This window comes from Streptomyces sp. NPDC015125, assembly GCF_043080045.1.
In the GTDB taxonomy this organism is placed as follows: domain Bacteria; phylum Actinomycetota; class Actinomycetes; order Streptomycetales; family Streptomycetaceae; genus Streptomyces.
Map to the genome: position 1 here is coordinate 1 of NZ_JBIBVF010000067.1, position 1082 is coordinate 1082.

At 71.6% G+C, this 1082-nt stretch carries 1 protein-coding gene; it reads left to right on the forward strand.

From position 1 onward, the window contains the following. A partial coding sequence (locus ACF088_RS41355; RefSeq protein WP_392381136.1) for a hypothetical protein occupies positions 1-1082 on the forward strand: 1082 nt, incomplete at both ends.

Below are 1082 nucleotides of genomic sequence, written 5' to 3' on the forward strand. Positions count from 1 at the left end.
TGATGTGCGCGGCGTGGGCGCTGGCCGGCCTGGCCACCTGGGTGACCTCCGCCCGGCCCGACGCGCAGATGAGCGCCGTCGGCCGGCACATCGACCGACAGAACGCCGGGCCGGTGTTCACCTGGTGGATGCTCAAGGCCGCCATCGCCCTGATGGACATCCGCGGCGAGATCAACGCCGCGGCCGGCCACGACTTCTCCGCCCACTCCCCCTACCCAGGCCTGGTCCTGGTCCTCGACGAGTTCAACTCCCTCGTCGGCGACGAGACCCTCGGCGACGACATCGCCCACATGACCGACGTCCTCGCCCGCGAGGGCCGCAAGTTCGGCATCGGCATCGTCTTCGCCGGCCAGTCTCTCAACCTGTCCAAGCTCGGCGGCGAAGCCTCCCTGCGCGACCAGGTCCAGGGCGGCATCGGCATCGTCCTGCGCATCGCCGCCTCCTCCGGCGGCATCGCCGCCCGGCAGGCCACCGGCGGCCTCGCCGACGACGTCGACCTCGCCGCCATCCCCGACCGGTTCAACGCCCGCACCTCACTCATGGACCGGATGCACGGCGTCATCGACGACGTGCCCGGCGAGACCACCCAGGGCGTCGGCCACACCGTCACCGGCTCCGCCGCCACCATGATGCGCACCCTGTACGTCCACCTCCCCAAGGACGGCAGCCCGGACGGCCTCGGCGACATCTTCCCCGCGGACGGCTCCATCAACTGCCTCACCGACCGGGAGATCGACGCCCTGACCGAGCTCGGACTGTGGCACGACTGGACCACGCCTCCCCCCACCGGGAAGGACGACGACGGCCAGGACGACGACGGCACGGCATTCGGCGGGGTCGGATCGTTCGCACCGCCGCCGCTGCCCGCCCCGAAGAAGAAGACCACGGTCAAGGACAAGATCCTCGCAGCCGTCGACCGGCAGATGACAGCCAAGGAGATCCGCGCCGAAGTCGACGCCGCCGCCGGCACTGTCCGCAACGCCCTGTCCGACCTGGTCGCCGACGGCCGCCTGCACCAGGTCGACCACGGCATCTACGCCCCCGCCGACCACCCGACCGGCCCCGACACCGACCCGAGCGAC